17 protein-coding genes are annotated in these 17,830 nt (G+C 59.1%); 10 read left to right on the forward strand and 7 right to left on the reverse strand.

Annotated features, from left to right (window positions below):
- Nucleotides 1-12 precede the first annotated feature (12 nt).
- Genes ACZRKZ_RS06375 through ACZRKZ_RS06385 form a run of 3 tightly spaced genes read left to right on the forward strand, consistent with a single transcriptional unit; the run spans nt 13 to nt 3,938 of the window.
- Nucleotides 13-1,494 (forward strand): mannitol dehydrogenase family protein, encoded by a 1,482-nt coding sequence (locus ACZRKZ_RS06375; RefSeq protein WP_463981084.1) that lies wholly within the window; start codon nt 13-15, stop codon nt 1,492-1,494.
- Between the two features lie 11 nt (nt 1,495-1,505).
- Nucleotides 1,506-2,987, forward strand: coding sequence for a xylulokinase (xylB, locus tag ACZRKZ_RS06380; RefSeq protein ID WP_463981085.1), 1,482 nt, complete (start codon nt 1,506-1,508; stop codon nt 2,985-2,987).
- A gap of 12 nt (nt 2,988-2,999) precedes the next feature.
- The gene (locus ACZRKZ_RS06385) at nt 3,000-3,938 is read left to right on the forward strand and encodes a carbohydrate kinase family protein (protein WP_463981086.1); all 939 of its coding nucleotides are present in this window, start codon (nt 3,000-3,002) and stop codon (nt 3,936-3,938) included.
- 26 nt (nt 3,939-3,964) lie between these two features.
- Here ACZRKZ_RS06385 and aqpZ read toward each other — a convergent pair whose 3' ends face one another.
- Entirely contained in the window at nt 3,965-4,648 is a 684-nt protein-coding gene (gene aqpZ / locus ACZRKZ_RS06390) for an aquaporin Z (RefSeq protein WP_463981087.1), read from the reverse strand.
- 237 nt (nt 4,649-4,885) lie between these two features.
- Between aqpZ and ACZRKZ_RS06395 the strand changes: the two genes are divergently transcribed.
- Entirely contained in the window at nt 4,886-5,284 is a 399-nt protein-coding gene (locus tag ACZRKZ_RS06395) for a hypothetical protein (RefSeq protein ID WP_463968515.1), read from the forward strand.
- Here the strand turns inward: ACZRKZ_RS06395 and ACZRKZ_RS06400 are convergent.
- A complete protein-coding gene (locus ACZRKZ_RS06400) occupies nt 5,281-5,553 on the reverse strand; it encodes a DUF1652 domain-containing protein (RefSeq protein ID WP_463981457.1) in 273 nt (90 codons plus the stop codon). The genes ACZRKZ_RS06395 and ACZRKZ_RS06400 overlap by 4 nt on opposite strands.
- A gap of 510 nt (nt 5,554-6,063) precedes the next feature.
- Here ACZRKZ_RS06400 and eco point away from each other — a divergent pair.
- Nucleotides 6,064-6,546 carry a serine protease inhibitor ecotin gene (eco, locus tag ACZRKZ_RS06405; protein WP_463981458.1) on the forward strand — a complete coding sequence of 161 codons (483 nt, stop codon included), beginning with the start codon at nt 6,064-6,066 and terminating at the stop codon, nt 6,544-6,546.
- Nucleotides 6,547-6,571: 25 nt separating this feature from the next.
- Here the strand turns inward: eco and ilvA are convergent, their stop codons facing one another.
- Entirely contained in the window at nt 6,572-7,603 is a 1,032-nt protein-coding gene (gene ilvA, locus ACZRKZ_RS06410) for a threonine ammonia-lyase, biosynthetic (protein ID WP_463981088.1), read from the reverse strand.
- Nucleotides 7,604-7,866: 263 nt separating this feature from the next.
- Here ilvA and ACZRKZ_RS06415 point away from each other — a divergent pair, with 263 nt between their 5' ends.
- The 3 genes from ACZRKZ_RS06415 (at nt 7,867) to map (ending at nt 9,220) form a co-directional block, all read left to right on the forward strand.
- Nucleotides 7,867-8,202 (forward strand): DUF2834 domain-containing protein, encoded by a 336-nt coding sequence (locus ACZRKZ_RS06415; protein ID WP_463981089.1) that lies wholly within the window; start codon nt 7,867-7,869, stop codon nt 8,200-8,202.
- A 65-nt stretch (nt 8,203-8,267) separates the two neighbouring features.
- The gene (locus ACZRKZ_RS06420; RefSeq protein WP_133102580.1) at nt 8,268-8,468 is read left to right on the forward strand and encodes a ParD-like family protein; all 201 of its coding nucleotides are present in this window, start codon (nt 8,268-8,270) and stop codon (nt 8,466-8,468) included.
- Nucleotides 8,468-9,220 (forward strand): type I methionyl aminopeptidase, encoded by a 753-nt coding sequence (gene map / locus ACZRKZ_RS06425; RefSeq protein WP_463968519.1) that lies wholly within the window; start codon nt 8,468-8,470, stop codon nt 9,218-9,220. Before ACZRKZ_RS06420 ends, map begins: the two co-directional genes overlap by 1 nt.
- A 43-nt stretch (nt 9,221-9,263) precedes the next feature.
- On the opposite strand, the gene ACZRKZ_RS06430 is transcribed toward map, so the two are convergent.
- Together ACZRKZ_RS06430 and ACZRKZ_RS06435 are read right to left on the reverse strand one after the other, a co-directional pair.
- The gene (locus ACZRKZ_RS06430) at nt 9,264-10,199 is read right to left on the reverse strand and encodes a magnesium transporter CorA family protein (RefSeq protein ID WP_463981090.1); all 936 of its coding nucleotides are present in this window, start codon (nt 10,197-10,199) and stop codon (nt 9,264-9,266) included.
- Between the two features lie 6 nt (nt 10,200-10,205).
- Nucleotides 10,206-11,792 (reverse strand): RimK family protein, encoded by a 1,587-nt coding sequence (locus ACZRKZ_RS06435; protein ID WP_463968521.1) that lies wholly within the window; start codon nt 11,790-11,792, stop codon nt 10,206-10,208.
- A 94-nt stretch (nt 11,793-11,886) separates the two neighbouring features.
- On the opposite strand from ACZRKZ_RS06435, the gene ACZRKZ_RS06440 reads away from it, so the two are divergent.
- Nucleotides 11,887-12,981, forward strand: coding sequence for a GNAT family N-acetyltransferase/peptidase C39 family protein (locus tag ACZRKZ_RS06440; RefSeq protein WP_463981091.1), 1,095 nt, complete (start codon nt 11,887-11,889; stop codon nt 12,979-12,981).
- A gap of 4 nt (nt 12,982-12,985) precedes the next feature.
- On the opposite strand, the gene sfnG is transcribed toward ACZRKZ_RS06440, so the two are convergent.
- Nucleotides 12,986-14,077 carry a dimethylsulfone monooxygenase SfnG gene (sfnG, locus tag ACZRKZ_RS06445; protein WP_463981092.1) on the reverse strand — a complete coding sequence of 364 codons (1,092 nt, stop codon included), beginning with the start codon at nt 14,075-14,077 and terminating at the stop codon, nt 12,986-12,988.
- 277 nt (nt 14,078-14,354) lie between these two features.
- On the opposite strand from sfnG, the gene ACZRKZ_RS06450 reads away from it, so the two are divergent.
- Entirely contained in the window at nt 14,355-15,593 is a 1,239-nt protein-coding gene (locus tag ACZRKZ_RS06450; protein ID WP_463981093.1) for an acyl-CoA dehydrogenase family protein, read from the forward strand.
- Between the two features lie 543 nt (nt 15,594-16,136).
- Here the strand turns inward: ACZRKZ_RS06450 and pgm are convergent.
- A complete protein-coding gene (pgm, locus tag ACZRKZ_RS06455; RefSeq protein ID WP_463981094.1) occupies nt 16,137-17,783 on the reverse strand; it encodes a phosphoglucomutase (alpha-D-glucose-1,6-bisphosphate-dependent) in 1,647 nt (548 codons plus the stop codon).
- Nucleotides 17,784-17,830 lie beyond the last annotated feature (47 nt).

A 17,830-nucleotide genomic window follows, 5' to 3' on the forward strand; every position in this document is an offset into this window, starting at 1 on the left:
CGAGAACCCTTGATGAAACTGAACAAGCAAAACCTCACGCAACTGGCCCCCGAAGTGAAATTGCCAGCCTACGCCATTGCCGAGACCAAACAGGGCATTGCCCATATCGGTGTCGGCGGTTTCCATCGGGCCCATCAGGCGTATTACACCGATGCCTTGATGAACACCGGCGTGGACCTGGACTGGAGCATCTGCGGCGTTGGCCTGCGGGCAGAAGACCGCAAGGCGCGGGATGACCTGGCCGGTCAGGACTATCTGTTTACCCTGTATGAACTGGGCGATACCGATGACACCGAAGTGCGGGTTATCGGCGCCATCAGCGACATGCTGCTGGCGCAAGACAGTGCCCAGGCGCTGATCGACAAACTGGCCAGCCCAGAGATTCGCATCGTCTCGCTGACCATCACCGAAGGCGGCTACTGCATCGACGATAGCAGCGGCGAGTTCATGGCCCACCTGCCGCAGATCCAGCATGACCTGGCCCATCCGGGCGCACCGAAAACCGTGTTTGGTTTTATCTGCGCCGCCCTGAGCAAGCGCCGTGCCGCCGGCATTCCTGCGTTCACCGTGATGTCCTGCGATAACCTGCCACACAATGGCGCCGTCACCCGCAAGGCGTTGCTGGCCTTCGCTGCGCTGCACAATGCTGACCTGTATGACTGGATCAAGGCCAATGTCAGTTTCCCCAATGCCATGGTCGATCGCATCACGCCGATGACCAGTTCGGCCCATCGCCTGCAATTACATGACGAACACGGCATCGACGACGCCTGGCCGGTGGTCTGCGAGCCGTTTGTGCAGTGGGTGCTGGAAGACAAGTTCGTCAACGGCCGCCCGGCCTGGGAAAAGGTCGGCGTGCAGTTCACCAATGACGTTACGCCTTATGAAGAAATGAAAATCGGCCTGCTCAACGGCAGTCACCTGGCGCTGACGTACCTGGGTTTTCTCAAGGGCTATCGTTTTGTCCACGAGACCATGAACGATCCGCTGTTCGTGGCTTATATGCGGGCTTATATGGACCTGGACGTGACGCCGCAACTGGCGCCCGTGCCGGGCATCGACCTGACAGACTATAAGCAGACCCTGGTGGACCGCTTTTCTAACCAGGCGATTGCCGATCAGTTGGAGCGAGTGTGTTCCGATGGCTCGTCGAAATTCCCCAAGTTCACTGTGCCAACCATCAATCGGCTGATTGCCGGCGGTCGCGAGACCGAGCGTGCGGCGCTGGTCGTAGCAGCCTGGGCGCTGTATTTGAAGGGTGTGGATGAAAACGGTGTGAGCTACAAGATCCCCGATCCCCGTGCCGAATTTTGCCAGGGCCTGGTGACTGACGATGCATTGATCAGTCAACGCTTGCTGGGGGTGGAAGAGATTTTTGGCACCTCCATTCCCAACTCGCCAGCGTTTGTGGCAGCGTTTGAACGGTGCTTTGCCAGTTTGCGCGATGTGGGTGTGAGCAAGACGCTGGAGCGGTTGCTAGCCAATATCAGTTGAAGGAACCCGTAATGACCCAGCAAACCCTTTTCCTCGGTATCGATTGCGGTACCCAGGGCACCAAGGCCATCGTCATCGACGCCACCAGCGGCAAGGTTCTGGGCCTGGGCGCGGCCAGCCATACGCTGATCAGCGGCGCCAATGGCCGCCGCGAACAGGACACCCGCCAGTGGCTGGACGCCTTCACCGAAGCCACTCACCGTGCGCTTCAGCAGGCGGGTGTCGACGGCCAGGACATCCTCGGCATTGGCGTCTCCGGCCAGCAACATGGCCTGGTGTTGCTCGATGACCAAGGCCAGGTATTGCGTCCGGCCAAGCTGTGGTGCGACACCGAAACCACCCCGCAAAACGATCGACTGCTGCAACATCTAGGCGGCGAGAAGGGTTCCCTGGAGCGCCTGGGCGTGGCCATCGCGCCAGGCTATACGGTCTCGAAACTGCTCTGGACCCGCGAGCAACACCCGGACGTTTTCGCCCGCATCGCCCATATCCTGCTACCCCACGACTACCTCAATTATTGGCTCACCGGCCGCGCGTGCGCCGAATACGGTGACGCGTCGGGAACCGGCTACTTCAACGTGCGAACCCGTGAATGGGATCTGCCACTGCTGCGTCATATCGACCCCGACGGACGCCTGGAAGCGGCGCTGCCGCAGTTGATTGAAGCCAATCAGGCAGTGGGCAGCATTCTCCCGGCCATCGCCGAACGCCTGGGCATCAACCCCAATGCCGTGGTGTCCAGCGGCGGCGGCGACAACATGATGGGCGCTATCGGCACCGGCAATATCGCCCCTGGCGTGATCACCATGAGCCTCGGCTCATCCGGCACGGTCTACGCCTTCAACGATCAACCCAACGTCAGCCCCAAGGCATCGGTGGCAACCTTCTGTTCGTCCAGCGGCGGCTGGCTGCCGTTGATCTGCACCATGAACCTGACCAACGCCACCGGCGTCATCCGCGAGCTGCTGGACCTGGACCTGCCCAGCTTCAACGCCCAGGTCGCCCAGGCCTCGATTGGTGCCGATGGCGTCAGCATGTTGCCGTTCCTCAACGGCGAGCGAGTGCCCGCCCTGCCCCACGCCACCGGCAGCCTACATGGCTTGACCATGACCAACCTGACCCGACCCAATCTGTGTCGCGCGGTGGTCGAAGGCACCACCTTCGGTTTGCGCTACGGTCTGGACCTGTTGCGCCAGGCCGGCCTGCAAAGCCAAAGTATCCGCCTGATCGGCGGCGGCTCGAAAAGCCCGGTGTGGCGGCAGATGGTCGCGGATATCATGAACACCGAAGTCATCTGTACCGAACAAAGTGAAGCGGCGGCCCTGGGCGCCGCGATCCAGGCGGCCTGGTGCCAGTCGGGTGAAAGCCTGGCGGACCTTTGCGCGCGTTGCGTCAGTGTCGATCCGGCCAGCCTGAGCAAGCCTGTGGCAACCAGCGTCAGCGCCTATCAACACGCCTATGAGCGTTATCAACAGCACGTAGCATCCCTTTAAGAGCGAACGAATATGTATTTGGTATGTGGCGAAGCGCTGTTTGATTTTTTCAGCGAAGACGATGCCAGCGGCCAGGCATCGAAGGTCAATTTCAAGGCCATTGCCGGCGGCTCGCCGTTCAACGTTGCGGTGGGTCTGCGCCGCCTGGGCATCGACGCCGGGCTGTTCGCCGGTTTATCCAGTGATTACCTGGGGCAGCGTTTGCTGCAGGTGCTCAAGCTGGAAGGCGTACGCGAGGATTACCTGCTGGAGTTTGCCGCGCCGACCACCTTGGCGATGGTTGCCGTGGGCGCCAACGGTTCACCGCAATACAGCTTTCGCGGTGAAGGCTGCGCTGACCGGCAATTACAGGTGCAGCATTTACCCGCGCTGGGGCCAGAAGTTCGCGGCGTGCACATCGGTTCCTTCTCCCTGGTGGTGCAGCCGATTGCCGACACGTTGTTGGCATTGGTCCGTAGGGAAAGTGGCAAACGCCTGATCAGCCTCGACCCCAACGTTCGCCTGAATCCCGAGCCGAACATCGAACTATGGCGCCAGCGCGTGGCCGAGTTGGTCAAGCATGCGGACCTGATCAAGGTCAGTGATGAGGACTTGCACCTGCTCTACCCCGGCCAAACCCCGGAAAGCGTGTTGCAAGGCTGGTTGCAGCATCGTTGCCAACTGATCTTCCTGACCCGTGGCGGCGATGGCGCCACGGTGTTTAGCCGTCAGCACGGCAGTTGGTCGGCGCCTGCGGTCAAGGTGGTGATGGCCGATACCGTCGGCGCTGGTGATACCTTCCAGGCAGCGCTGATCGCCTGGTTGACCGAGCAGCAACTGGACTCGGTCGATGGGCTGCAACAGCTGACGCGTGAACAGCTCGACAGCATGCTCAAGTTTGCCATTCGCGCCGCCGCTTTGACCTGCGCCAAGACCGGTCCAGACTTGCCCTATCGTCACCAGTTGGACTGACTTGGGCAAACCGCGCGCCTACAGCGTTATTTCTCCCTGACCGCCCGGGCAACCAGCGCTCCCGCCACACCTCCCACTATTGGCGCAGCCCAGAACACCCAGAGTTGTGTCAGGTACGCACCACCGGCAAACAACGCCGGCCCTGTGCTGCGGGCCGGGTTCACTGATGTATTAGTGACTGGAATCAGCACCAGATGGATCAACGTCAGCGTCAGGCCAATGGCGATGGGCGCAAACCCCACCGGCGCGCCGGGTGCGGTGACTCGCATGATGATGAATACAAAAAAGAACGTTGCCACCACTTCCGCCACTATCGCGGCCAGCAGGCTGTATTGCCCCGGACTCAGCTCGCCAAAACCATTTGCGGCAAACCCGCCCAACTCAAAACCTGGACGACCGCTGGCAATCAGTGCCAGAACCGCAGCCGCCACAATAGCCCCGGCAACTTGGGCAATGATGTAAGGCAACACATCGACACCCGACATTCGGCGCCCGACCCACAGGCCGATGGTCACTGCCGGGTTGAAATGCGCTCCAGAAATACTGCCCACCGCATAGGCCATGGTCAGCACCGTCAGGCCAAACGCCAGGGAAACGCCGGCAAAGCCGATACCCAATTCTGGAAACGCCGCCGCCAGGACCGCACTGCCACAACCGCCGAACGTCAGCCAGAACGTCCCGAGAAACTCCGCTGCTATTTTTTGTTGCAAGGTTAATTCCGCCTGTTGTTTATGCCGGCCTGTTCCATCACGTGGATGGCTCCGGCAGAGACGTTAGCAACAGCGCGCAACCTCGCCGTATCAGACTTTTCTGGTTAGGGGGAAAGGCATGGGACTTTCGATGCGTGCATTTTTCAGAATTGATGGCGCGGGCCGGTAAGCACTCGGGACAAGCGCCTCATCACCCGGTATGCTTTTGCCCTTCTGAAACGGCCGAAAGGATTCGCCATGCAGCTCAGCTTCCGTACCGTCGCCACCTTCACCGCCCTGCTGTGTTTCGCCTTGGCGATCATCTGGGGGCTGCGGCCCGACCTGCTGCTGTGGCTGTGGAGTGTCGAGTATTCAAGCGCCACAGGATTGGTCGCCCGACGCAACGCCGCGTTGTTTCTGGGCATCGGCATTATGTTTTATCGAGCCCGGCATGCCCTGCCGTCGGCCACACGGCGAGCCATGACCACAGGTTTTGTGACCGGCTGTTTTGCGTTGGCGGTGCTGGGAGTCGGTGAATGGCTCAACGGCCACGCGGGGCCTGGGATTTTGCTGGCGGTGATCACAGAAGCGGCGTTGGGCCTGGCATTTATCCAGGCCCAGAAGTCAGCGCTTACACAGCCGCAGCCCTCCCTTTAATAATAGTAGGGACGCGCACCGACTCTTGTAAGAGGAGGGATATGTTGCTGCTTGAGGTCTTCGCGCAACCCGGTGATCAGATTGCAGATGGCTCGACTGCTGTCGAGTTTATCCGCCCGAATGCCCGTCACCAGCAGATTCACTCGCTCATGGTCTTTGTCGTCATAGACTTTGACCGTCAGCGAAGCATCCTCGGCCTTGATGCATTCACAACGTTTAGGCAGGAAACTTCCTTCAATAATGCTGCGTAACTCTAGATCCGAAAGCATGGCCAACCTCTCCTTTTTTGAGACTGCCAATAGGTTTTTATGGATGTACGTGTCGCTGGCAGCCGCACGGTTGCGCCTGCCTGTTGCGCCTTGCCAACCATGGAAGGCGGTTTCAACCACCAAGCCTACTCGGCTGAGTCTTGAAGCGTTGGACCCTTTTCTCATAAGCGGCGGCGATACTTACATAAGTTGTGTGGCAGACCGCTAGCACTCACCCGTTTGAAGTGGTTCATTGCTACGCCGACAACTCAATCGCACGGTAACGAAATATATTCGGAGCATTAAACATGCCGTGTCCGAGTACGAGTTCGCGCGCACCAGAATCAATGATTTGCCAATTACTCACGTTTGACGGCTCGTGCACTTTGCAATGAAGCCCGTGTGCAATCATGCAATTTGCAGCAGCGCGCGCAGGCTGGCATCGTGGACACGTTCGTTTTGCCCAGTGACAGTTTCAAAGCGATCCATCCAAATGAATGCTCGATCCGTATATTTTCTCAAGGACGCCTCATGATTTCCTCTCTGCGCATTTCACTTGCCCTCCTTGGCATGGCAGGTCTTTGCACCCAGGCCAATGCCGCAAAACTTGAAGATATTGCGCCCTACCCCAAGGCGGACGCGGGTTTCGTTCGTCAGGTCATCCATCTTCCGGCGCAACCTCAGGAAAACGACTTCAAGGTAGAAATCCTTGCCGCAAAGGCCTTGCCCGTCGATTGCAATCGCCAACGACTGGGCGGCGTGCTGGAAGAAAAGAACCTTGAGGGCTGGGGCTATTCCTATTACCGCCTGGATAAAGTCAGCGGCCCGATGAGTACGCTAATGGCGTGTCCGGATGGCAAGACCCGTACCGATTTTGTACCGGTGGTAGGCGATGGATTCGTTCTGCGCTACAACAGCAAGTTGCCCATCGTTATATATGTGCCAAAAGATGTCGAAGTTCGCTATCGAGTCTGGTCAGCGTCGGCCACGGTCAATAAAGCCGTCGCCGAATAGTTTCGCTTAAACGTTTAATCCATGGTTATACCGGCTCTTGGGCGGCCACCCTCTCGGCAACATGGCGCAAACTGTCGAAGTTGATATTGGCTCCGGAGTTTATTGCCACCCATATCTGCCCCTGGACGCCGGTTTTCGTAACATGGTTACGGATACCGGCAACGGCCAAGGCGCCCGAAGGCTCGGTGATGGAGCGGGTGTCGTCGTAGATAAGCTTGATGGCGCTGCACAGTTCGTCGTTGCTGACGGTGATGACTTCATCCACGTATTGGCGGCAGATTTCAAAGCCGAAGGCGCCGATCTGCGCGACGGCGGTGCCATCGGCGAAGCTGTCGACACTGGGCAACACCACTCGTTCCCCGGCGCGCAAGGCCGCCAACAGGCAACTGGAGCCTTCAGGCTCAACACCGATGATGCGCACCTCGGGGCGCAAGTATTTGACGTAGGCGGCGATGCCCGCGATCAGCCCGCCTCCACCCACCGGCACGAAGATCGCGTCCAGAGGCCCTTGCTGCTGGCGCAGGATTTCCATGGCGACCGTACCCTGCCCTGCTATCACGTCTGGATCGTCGAAGGGCGAGATAAAGGTACTGCCTGACTGTTCAGCCAACTGCAATGCATGGGCCAGGGCGACAGGAAAGGTCGGGCCATGCAGGATCGCCTTGGCGCCTCGGGAGCTCACGCCAAGCACTTTCAGTTGCGGGGTGTTGCACGGCATGACGATGGTGGCCTTAATCCCCAATTCCCGCGCTGCCAGCGCCACGCCTTGGGCATGGTTGCCCGCAGACGCGGTGACCACTCCACCCGCCTTCTGCTCATTGGTGAGCTGCACCAGCTTGTTGTAGGCGCCGCGAATCTTAAAGGAAAAGGTCGGTTGCAGGTCTTCGCGCTTGAGCAGGATCTGATTGCCCAACAAAGCCGAGAGCGCTGGCGCGACTTGCAACGGCGTACGCACCGCCAGGTCGTAAACCGGCGCGGCGAGGATCTTTTTTACATAGTGCTCAAGCAGTCCCCGCTCAACGGTCTGGGTCACGGAACGTGGCTGGCTGGTACTCATCGATGTCTCCTGGCTTTTGGTTCAAGGCTCTGGAGACGGAAAAACAAAACCCGCCTCTAGGGCGGGTTTGGGTGCAGCCGTGCGCTATCCCGCCAAATGAGGAATGGCGGTAATAATGTTTGGCTGTGAACGGAAAGCTTGAAATGTCATGAATCAAAATTAACCGGCGCCTTATGACAAGTCAATGGCAAACGGCCATTGAGTTGTGGAGTCGTTCCGCTAATCTGAGCGCTCTTTGTTGCCTGTCCAAGGAAGGAACGTTCATGAAAAAGCTTGTATTGCCCCTGGTCGCCCTCATCGCCTTCGTCGGCTACACCGTCTCGGTGATGCTGCAAGCTGAGCAGTCCTTGCTCGATTTCGGCATCAGCCTGATGTCTCGCCCCGACACAGCGCAGGTGGTGATTGATTTGTACCTGCTGGCAACACTCGCCGGCATCTGGATGTACAAGGATGCTCGCAGCCGTGGTCGGTCAGCACTGTCGGTGCTGCCGTACCTGTTGCTCACGGCAATTTTCGTGTCCGTTGGGCCGCTGCTGTACCTGGTGGTTCGCGGGTTGCAGGACCGGCAACCGGCCAAGGCATCGCAAGCCGCCGCGTAAACCTGACTTTACTATTGATATACGAAACGTATACGCTTCGTATATCAATCTGCACAGTGAAGCTCATGGGCATCGTCAAGATCACCGATCAACTGCATGAACAAATCCGTCTGGCCAGCGCCACCATGGACCGTTCCATCAACGCCCAGGCGGAGTTCTGGATCAAGATCGGCCTGCTGGCCGAACTCAATCCGCACCTGGCCTACAACGACCTGATCAACAAGCTGCTGTTGGACAAGCCTGACCTGATCCGGGGGCGTGGCTGATGATCAAGAATGCCGAACAGATCGCACTGATGCGTGAGTCGGGCCGCCTGCTGGCTCAGGTCTTTAGTATGCTCGACGGTTTTGTGAGCGCAGGTCAGTCGACCCTGGAGTTGGACCGCGCCGTCGAAGCCTTTATCCGACGGGATTTGCAGTCCCGGCCGGCAAGCCTTGGGCAATACGACTACCCCTTCTCCATCAATACCTCGATCAATGAAGTGGTGTGCCATGGCATGCCGGATGCCAAGGCTGTGCTCAAGGATGGCGATATCGTCAACATCGATATCACCCTGGAGAAAGACGGCTTTATCGCCGACTCCAGCAAGATGTACATGATCGGCACGGTGACGCCCAAGGCCAGGCGCCTGGTGGAAATGACCTTTGAGGCGATGTGGGCCGGGATTCGTCAGGTCAAGCCCGGTGCTCGTCTGGGGGATATTGGCCATGCCATCCAGCACCACGCCCAAGCCAATGGCTACAGCGTGGTGCGTGAGTATTGCGGGCATGGCATCGGCCGGGAAATGCATGAAGAGCCGCAGATCCTGCACTTCGGGCGTCCCGGCACGGGGATGGAGTTGCGTGAAGGCATGGTGTTCACCATTGAGCCAATGCTGAACCAGGGCAGCGCCAAAGTGCGCAGCTTGAAAGATGGCTGGACGGTAGTGACCCGTGACAACAGCTTGTCCGCGCAGTGGGAACATACCGTGGTGGTGACGGCGGACGGGTTTGAGGTGTTGACCTTGCAGCCAACATAAAGCCCAACGCAGCCTCGCTAAAGTTTGACCGCAAACAGAGTCTCTACGGGTGGGCGCCTCCTGCAATGCGCTTTAGCCCCAGCACCATCAACCCCGCCGCCAATCCCATCGCAGTCAGGAACAACGGGTACGACACCCACCACGGCGTGCCCATCGTCATCATGCTGAACTCGGACATGCCGCCAATACTGGCAATCAGGTTCAATGGCAGGAACACCACGTTGATCAACGTCAGCTTGCGCAGCAAGTTGTTGGTGCTGTTGTTCATCAGGTTGCCCCGAGCCTCGATCAACCCGGAGAACACGTTGGAATAGATCTCCGCCTGTTTGTAGCACTGGTTGTTCTCGATGATCAGATCGTCGATCAACCCCAGGGTCTCGGCGCTGAAATGTTCCTTCTCTCCGTGGTTACGCAAGCGGGCCAGCACCGCGCCGTTGCTGTGCAAGGCGTTGATGTAATAGATCAGGCTTTCGCTGAGGTTGAACATCTGCATCAGGTGGCGATTGTGCATGGAGGCGTTGAATTGCTGCTGCAATTCACGGGCAACCATCTTGATCACCTTGAGGTGGCCGAGGTAGTGATGGACGTTGTTGAGCAGTAAGTCCAGTAGCACATCCAGCGGCGTATACAGGGGTCTGCGGGCGCCCAGGCCTGAAAGCTGGCTGTCGCCGGTGGCGATCACCAGCAGGCGGTTTTGGGAAAACAGCAGGCCGCAGGACGATACTTCGAACACCAGGTTGCCGGCACCGGAGTAGTTTTCCGGGCGTTTCCAAATCAGGAACAGGTTGTCAGGGTGAAACTCGATGCGAGACACCTCGTCCGGGTCCAGCGCCGAGGCCAGGGCGTGTTCGTCAAGCTTATAGTGATCGCGCAGTAGTTCCCGCTCGTGGGCATCGGGGTTGTTGAACAGCATGATGTCGGCGGCCTCGCGCTGACTGCTGCGCAGCGCGCCATCGGTCAATTCAAAGCACTGAATCATCGTGCATCACCACCCCTGGCCTTGGCGTTTGAGTTCCAGGCGGCGGACAAACTCTTCCAGCACCAGGGAATACAAGTCGTCCTGCAGGTAGGCATCTTCGATACCGGCGTCCATGTTCGGGTTGTCGTTGACCTCGATCACCACCACTTTGTCGCCGGACTGCTTGAGGTCCACGCCGTACAGCCCGTCGCCGATCAGGTTGGCGGTCTTCACCGCCAGGTCCACCACCGCTTTCGGCGCTTCGTGGACCGCCATGGTGCGGCACTCGCCGTTGATGTCCTGGCCGATGGCCTTGTGGTTGTAGATCTGCCAATGGCCCTTGGACATGAAGTACTGGCAGGCAAAGATCGGCTTACGGTTGAGCACGCCGATGCGCCAGTCGTACTCGGTGTAGAAAAACTCCTGGGCCAGCAACAGCACAGAATGTTCGAACAATTCGGCGGTGGCCGTCAGCAGCGCTTGCTGGCTTTCCACCTTGATCACCCCGCGGGAGAAACAACCGTCGGGTATTTTCAACACCAGGGGGAAGCCCAGGCGCTCGCCGACTCGTTCGAAATCTTCCGGTCGCTCCTTGTAGAGAATCTCGGTGGCGGGCATGCCCAGTTGATGGCTTTTCAGCATATCGGTGAGGTAGACCTTGTTGGTACAACGCAGGATCGAGGCGGGGTCATCCATCACCACCAGCCCTTCACTCTCAGCCTTCTTGGCGAAGCGGTAGGTGTGGTTGTCGACGCTGGTGGTCTCGCGGATCAGCAGGGCGTCGTATTCGGCCAGGCGGGAGTAATCCTTGCGTTCAATCAACTCGACATCGATGCCCAAGCCCTTGCCCACTCGCACGAAGTTTTCCAGCGCCTTGGCGTTGGACGGCGGCAACTGTTCCTGGGGATCGTGAAGGATCGCCAAGTCATAACGGGCCAGGCGGCGGGAGCGTGGTTGTCGCCAGATCTTGCGACTGAAGTTGTCCAGGGCATTGGCAAATTGATCTTCCTGATCATCACGCAACTTATGCAACACGCCAGACTTTATGCCTTCGATATGCCAGCCGTTATTCTTGCGAAACTCAACTAGCAATATTGGACACGGAAACGCTTCAAACAACTGACGGGCCAAGTCCTGCAGTGGCTCGATATTCGTTCGGCCAAAATAAAGTGTCAGGGTAAAACCTTCGGTATTGCTATAAAGATGATGGCTCAGGGCTTTATCAAGGGTTTTATCCAGGTCATCCAGGGCCAGGCCGTAGAGGGATTTTTTCGTCAGCTCGCTGATGGTGCGCACCGACGGAATCACCTTATGGCCCCGCGCCTCGGCCAGCAGCGAGCAGTAGTAGCCGTGCCCCAGGTACTTGTAGCTGCGACACAGGTTGATCACCTGGACCCGCTTGCCGGTTTCACTTTCCCGGGTTTGCTCAAGGTATTCCTGGGCGGTAACAATGTCTTCACTGGGAAAGTAGGAGGCCCAGTCCTCCTTGCGCTCAACAATAATCACGACTTGACTTGACGGTTTGGGAGGTGTGGAAAAATAACCGGCGGAAGTTATTGTCGCCGCCACTGTTTGCTCGGATACTTCACGCCAATGACCTTGTACCGCTGACATATTGATTGATCCGCTTTAGAGAACTAGACCTTTTCTATTAAGCACGATATTTCAGAGAAGTCCCGTTTCGTTACGCAACTTTTACGGCGGTCATATGGCTCTTTCCTTTCGCGTTGCAACCCTTGATGACTTACCGGCCTTAGTGGTACTGGAAGAGCATTGCTTCACCACTGACCGGCTCTCGCCCCGCAGCTTTCAGTGGATGATCAGCCGTGCCAACGGACGCCTGCTGGTGGCCGAAAACGAAGAGCAGTTGCTCGGCTACGCGCTGGTGCTGTTCCACCGTGGTACTTCGCTGGCACGCCTGTATTCAATCGCCATTGCCGCTCCTGCCCGAGGCATGGGGCTGGGCAAGCAACTACTGGCGCGTATTGAAGCCTGCGCCGTGGAACATGACTGTGCCTACCTGCGCCTGGAGGTGCGCACCGACAATCCCGGCGCCATCGCCCTGTACGAGCGCAATGGCTACCGGCGCTTTGCCCTGATCAATGATTATTACGAAGATCACACCGACGCCCTGCGCCTGGAGAAGCGCATTCTCCAGCATCAGGAAGCCAGGGCCCTGAGCGTGCCGTATTACCAGCAAACCACCGACTTCACCTGCGGTGCGGCGAGCTTGCTGATGGCCATGGGCGCCCTGCAACCTGAGCGTGTAGCCCAGCGGCGCGAAGAACTGCAAATCTGGCGCGAGGCGACCACCGTGTTCATGACCGCCGGCCATGGCGGCTGCAGCCCTCAAGGGTTGGCGCTGTCAGCCTGGCGTCGAGGCTTTCGGGTACACATGCAGGTCAATGTCAGCGGGCCGTTGTTTCTGGACGGGGTGCGTGACCAGCATAAAAAAGACGTCATGCGCCTGGTGCATGAGGCCTTCGAGGAAGAACTGGCCAGCAGCGATGTCGAGCAGGTGCTCGGCGGGCCGCTGGATTTGCCGCAGGTACTGCGTGATGGCGGGCAACCGCTGGTCTTGATCAGCAGCTACCGCCTGACACGCTCCAAGTCACCCCACTGGGTGATCGTCACCGATTGCGATGAAGACTTTGTCTACCTGCATGACCCGGACGTGGATCACAGCCAGCACCGCCAGCCCCTGGACTGCCAGCACCTGCCGGTCAGCCACGGGGAGTTCGAACGGATGTGCCGGTTTGGCAATAACAAGTTGCGCGCGGCGGTCGTGGTATATGCCAGGTGAGCGATCAGGCTACCTGCTTGATCCCGGCCTTGGCCTCCAGCTCGCGTACCAGCGGCAATACCCGTTTGCCGAAGTACTCCACTTCCTCCTGGAAGTGCAGGAACCCCGCCAGTACCAGGTCCACGCCTACCGCTTTGAGCGCGACGATACGCTCGGCAATCTGCTGCGGGGTACCGATCAGATTGGTCTTGAAACCATCGTTGTACTGCACCAAGTCTTCGAAGCTAGACTTGGCCCAGTTGCCCTCGCCTTCCGGTGATGCCTTGCCAGCCTGTTTTGCCGCGTCGCCAAAGGCATTGACCGCTTCGGGGTCGGCCTTGTCGATGATTTCAGCGAGCACCGCGCGGGCTTCCTCTTCGGTGTCGCGGGCGATGACGAAGGCGTTGACCCCGACTTTTACCGAGTGGTTGTTGGCGGCGGCCTTGGCGCGAATGTCATCGACCTGGGCCTTGATACCTTGCGGGGTGTTGCCGTTGGTGAAGTACCAGTCCGAGACACGTGCGGCCATGTCTCGTGCTGCGCGGGAGCTGCCACCCTGAAAAATCTCCGGGTGGGGTTCGCCCAGAGGCTTGGGTTTGAGGCTGTAGTTGTTGAATCGGTAGAAATCGCCCTTGAAGGTGAAGTTGTCCTGGGTCCAGATGCCTTTGAGGGCGCGGATGAATTCTTCGGAGCGGCGATAGCGCTCGTCGTGCTCCAGCCAATGTTCACCGATGGCCTGGAACTCGCCCTTGAACCAGCCACTGACGATGTTGACGGCGACGCGGCCGTTGGTCAGTTGATCGATGGTCGCCAGTTGCTTGGCCGCCAGGGCCGGTTGCCACGGGCCGGGCAAGATCGCCGCGATGACTTTCAACGTGGTGGTGGCCGCCAGCAACGCGTGGCTGAAGGCTACGGATTCATGCTGGTACTCGGCGCCATAGCCGGCGGTGAAACGGATTTGGGTCAGGGCGTATTCGAACCCAGCTTCTTCGGCCAGTTGCGCCAGTTTGCGGTTGTAGTCGATGCCCCAACTGGTGCGCTGCTCAATCTTGCTCACCACCAGCCCGCCGCTGACGTTGGGCACCCAATAGGCAAATTTGACTGCTTGCAGACTCATTGAACGGTACCTCACACAAGGGGATATGCAGGTCATGGAGCAGCAAGCGTGCCAGCGTATTGCAGATGCCCGAAGCCAGGGCTCTGGAGCGGTAATTGGGTGTGGACACCCCGCACTGTCTGATGTTGCAGATGTCGGGGGTTTGTTGGATTGCTGTTGGTGGCGCAACACTTGAAGTAGGTTGTTGCCCTGTAAATACGGGGCTTTCACCTCGGCATGGTCCGTGCAAACACCTTGGCAGCGCACCGCCTTTTTTGCCTGCCCAGGAGCTATCCCCATGACCGAGCAACATGTCATCAACCCACTGTCCACTGGCGTCAATTACCAGGCCCTGGCCAAGCGCTTCCGGCCGATCTTTGAGCGTATCGCCGAAGGTGCCGTGGAGCGTGAGCAAACCCGCGCCCTGCCCCGTGAGCCGATCCAGTGGCTGAAAGAAGCTGGCTTCGGCGCGGTGCGGGTGCCGGTGGAATACGGTGGTGGCGGCGCGTCCCTGCCTCAGCTGTTTGAACTGCTGATTGAGTTGGCTGAAGCCGACTCCAACGTACCCCAGGCCCTGCGCGGGCACTTCGCCTTTGCCGAGGACCGTCTGAATGCACCGCCCGGCGCTGGTCGGGATCTGTGGTTCAAGCGCTTTGTCGACGGTGACATCGTCGGCTGTGCCTGGACCGAAATCGGCAGCGTGGCCATCGGTGATGTAATCACCAAGGTCCACCCCGACGGCGACAAGTGGAAACTCAACGGCGAGAAGTTCTACAGTACCGGGAGCATTTTCTCCGACTGGATCGACGTCTACGCTCAGCGCAGCGACACTGGAGGCGACGTGATAGCCGCCACCCGCACTCGACAGCCGGGGATTGTGCAAAGCGATGACTGGGACGGTTTTGGCCAGCGCACCACGGGCAGCGGCACATCGCGGTTTACCGATGCGGTGGTTGAAGCCGAGAACGTGATCGACTTTGCCACGCGCTTCAAATACCAGACGGCGTTTTACCAGCTGGTGCTGCTGGCAACCTTGGCCGGTATCGGCCGCGCGGCGCTCAAGGATGTGGCTTATCAGGTTCGTGCACGTAAACGCATCTACAGCCACGGCAATGCCGCCCATGTCAGCCAGGATGCACAGATTCAGCAGGTGGTCGGTGAAGTCGCCGCCCTGGTATACGCCGCCGAGGCCAGCGCCTTGAAAGCGACGATACCGGCACAGCGGGCTTACCTGGCGCGCTTTGGCGGGGATGACGCGCTGGAGCGCGAGGCCAATGTCGCTGCCGAGATCGAGTCGGCCACGGCTCAGGTGGTGGTGTCGGAGTTGATCCAGCGCGCCACCAGTGAGCTGTTCAATGCCCTGGGGGCTTCGGATATCCGCAAGGGCAAATCCCTGGATAGGCATTGGCGCAATGCGCGCACGGTATCGTCCCACAACCCGGTGATCTACAAGGCACGGATTGTCGGGGATTGGGTGATCAACGGGACTGAACCGCCATTTGTCTGGCAGATTGGCAATGGGCCGGCCAGGGGCTAGGTATCCCGAGGCAGGTCAGTTACACCGCACATGCATCCTTGCCGGTTTACCCACTGCGCAATACCTGCGTTCGGCCTCTGGTTTTATGGGCAGGCAGATCAAGAGCAGAGCAAAGCCAGTGCCCATCCGCTTTTCTGTAGGAGCGAGGGGGACGCCTAGTTCTTGCTCGCGAAGAACCTGAGGGCACCGCGTTTATCCAGGAAGCCAGCGTCATCGTTAACGACCATCGCGAGCAAGCTCGCTCCTACAGGTGGCAGTAGATCCGCTTTTGCTTTTCACCACTCAGGTCGGCTACCAGGCCGCCGTGCTTTTGCTTTTGATCTTAGGCGCCCCGTTAACCACGATGGCCCATCGCGGCGGCCCACGGAGCAATGCCGGAGTGAAGGCATGCCGAGCCACAGCGAGGCACCAAGTGGTGGGGCAAGAGCGCTTTGGTTACTTTGCCGCTTTTGCAAAGTGACACGCCGTAAGGGCGTAACCCTAAGCCGCCGTTACCGCAGCAACGGATATGTACCCAAGCCGCCCCACCTCTAATCCACGGTGTTACTTGGACGAAATCGCCCCATCCACCAACACCTGAGCCTCTTGCACCAGACGCTTGAGGTGATCCTCGCCAATAAAGCTCTCGGCATAGATCTTGTAGATATCCTCGGTGCCCGATGGCCGCGCGGCGAACCAGCCGTTTTCGGTCATGACTTTCAGCCCGCCAATCGCCTGGTTGTTACCGGGCGCATGACTGAGGATCTGCTGGATGCTTTCCCCGGCCAGTTGTGTGGACGTGACTTGATCCGGTGACAGTTTGCCAAGCAAGGCTTTTTGCGCCGGCGTGGCCTTGGCATCAACACGAATGGCGAACGGTTTGCCCAGTGCATCCGTCAGCCCACGGTAGATCTGGCTGGGGTCCTGGCCCTTGCGCGAAGTCATTTCCGCCGCCAACAGGGCCGGAATCAGGCCGTCCTTGTCGGTGCTCCAGACGCTGCCGTCCTTGCGCAAGAACGAGGCGCCGGCACTTTCTTCGCCGCCAAAGCCCAGGGAACCGTCAAACAGCCCGTCGGCAAACCACTTGAAACCCACCGGCACTTCATACAGGCGTCGACCCATACGCGCCGCCACCCGATCAATCAAGCCACTGCTGACCACGGTCTTGCCCACGCCAGCATCGGCGCGCCACTCGGGACGGTTCTGGAACAGGTAGTCGATGGACACCGCCAGGTAGTTGTTCGGCGCCAACAGGCCACCGGACGGCGTGACGATGCCGTGGCGGTCGTGATCCGGATCGCAGGCGAAGGCCACGTCGAAACGATCCTTGAGACCGATCAAGCCTTGCATGGCGTAGCTCGACGAGGGGTCCATGCGAATCTGGCCATCCCAGTCGACACTCATGAAGCGGAAGGTGGCGTCGACCTCAGTGTTCACTACCTCCAGGTTCAAACGGTAGTGCTCAGCAATCGCTGACCAGTAGTGCACCCCTGCTCCGCCCAGCGGATCGACACCCAGGCGCAAGTCGGCGCTGCGGATAGCATCCATATCGATGACGTTGATCAGGTCCGCGACATAGCTGTTGAGGTAGTCGTGACGGTGGGTGGTGTCAGCCTTCAGCGCTTGGGCGTGGGTGATGCGCTTGACCCCGGCGAGTTTGTTGGCCAGCAGTTCATTGGCCTTGGCTTCGATCCACTTGGTGACGTGGGTATCGGCCGGACCGCCGTTGGGTGGGTTGTATTTGTAGCCGCCACTTTGGGGTGGGTTGTGGGACGGGGTGATGACAATACCGTCCGCCAGGCCGGTGGTGCGGCCGCGGTTGTAGCAAATGATGGCGTGGGAAATCGCCGGAGTCGGCGTGTACTCATCACCTTCGGCAAGCATCACGTGGACGCCATTGGCCGCCAGCACTTCCAGTGCGCTGGCACCAGCAGGGGTGGACAGCGCATGGGTGTCCAGACCGACAAATAGCGGGCCGTTGATGCCCTGGGCTTCGCGGTACAGGCAGATGGCCTGGCTGATGGCGAGTACATGCCATTCGTTGAAACTCAGGTCGAAGGAACTGCCCCGGTGCCCGGAAGTGCCAAAGGCCACGCGCTGAGTGGAGATCGCTGCATCAGGCTGGCCGGTGTAATAGGCCGTTACCAGTCGCGGGATGTCCACCAGCAACTGAGCTGGCGCCGGTTTGCCCGCAAAAGGACTGAGAGTCATGCAAAAACCTCTGAAGAGAAGGATTCGGAAAAGAAATGCAGTTTACT

The sequence above is a fragment of the Pseudomonas sp. c313 genome (genome assembly GCF_055407145.1).